This is a genomic window from Kribbella endophytica (genome assembly GCF_054781295.1).
In genome coordinates, this window is record NZ_BAAGUR010000006.1 from 99782 (window position 1) to 101141 (window position 1360).

Here is a 1360-nt window from a genome sequence, read left to right on the forward strand (position 1 = left end):
AACGTTCGAGGGAGAGGCCGGCATGGTCGGGTTGGATACGGAGCTGGGAGACGACACGTTCGACCTTCTCGGGGTGGGCTTCGGCCCTTCCAACCTCGCGTTGGCCATCGCGGCCCAGGAGCTGGGGGCGGCGCCGCGCCGGGTCTTCCTGGAGCGCCAGCGTGGGTTCGGGTGGCACCGCGGGATGCTGATCGAGGACGCGACCATGCAGGTCTCGTTCCTCAAGGACCTGGTGACGCTGCGCAATCCGGCCAGCGACTTCACCTTCCTGACCTACCTGCACAGCAAGGGCCGGCTGGTCGACTTCATCAACCACAAGACGCTGTTCCCGCTGCGCGTCGAGTTCCACGACTACCTGGAGTGGGCGGCCGGGAAGGTCGCCGACGTCGTCCGGTACGACCGTGACGTGGTCGGCGTCCAGCCGGTCGAGCTGGACGGCGTGGTCGAGGCCTTCGACGTCACCTCCGCGTCGGCCGACGGCTCGGTCTCCGAGGTGCACCGGACCCGGAACGTCATCCTCGGCGTCGGGCTCAGCCCGTACCTGCCGGACGGCATCAGTCTGTCCGACCACGTCTGGCACAACCGCGATCTGCTCAACCGCGTCGGGGAGCTCGACGGCCGCCGGCCGCGACGCTTCGTGGTCGTCGGCGCCGGCCAGAGCGCTGCCGAGGTGACCGCCTTCCTGCACGAAAGCTTCCCGGAGTCCGAGGTCTGCGCGGTGTTCTCGCGGTACGGGTACAGCCCGGCCGACGACAGCCCGTTCGCGAACCGGGTCTTCGACCCGAACGCGGTGGACGAGTTCTACTCCGCGCCGGAGGACGTCCGGGAGATGGTGCTCGGCTACCACAGCAACACCAACTACTCCGTCGTCGACTCCGAGCTGATCAACGACCTGTACGCCAAGCTCTACCGCGAGCAGGTCCTGAACCGGCAGCGGCTGCGGTTCTTCAACGTCTCCCGCGTCGCCGACCTGACCGAGGCCGACGACCGCGCGACCGTCACGATCGAGTCGCTCAGCACCGGCGAGAAGACGCGCCTGGACGCCGACGTCGTCGTCTACTGCACCGGCTACCGTCCGGCCGACCCGGCGACGCTGCTCGGCCCGCTGGCCGAGCACTGCCGCCGCGACCCGTCCGGCCGCGTCCGGATCGGCCGCGACCACCGGGTGGTCACGACGGAACAGGTCCGCGCCGGGATCTACCTGCAGGGCGGCGGCACCGAGCACAGCCACGGGCTCAGCTCGTCGCTGCTGTCGACGACCGCCGTACGGGCCGGGGAGATTCTCGAGTCGCTCACGCGCAGAGTCCCCGCCTCGGTCTGACCCTCCCAGCTCGCACTCGAAACAGAGGTGTAGTCCGCC

The 1360-nt window shown here is 69.4% G+C and carries 1 protein-coding gene; it reads left to right on the forward strand.

Annotated elements, in window-relative coordinates:
* Positions 1-22: 22 nt before the first annotated feature.
* Entirely contained in the window at positions 23-1321 is a 1299-nt protein-coding gene (locus tag ACYVIO_RS38475; protein ID WP_460655939.1) for a lysine N(6)-hydroxylase/L-ornithine N(5)-oxygenase family protein, read from the forward strand.
* Positions 1322-1360 lie beyond the last annotated feature (39 nt).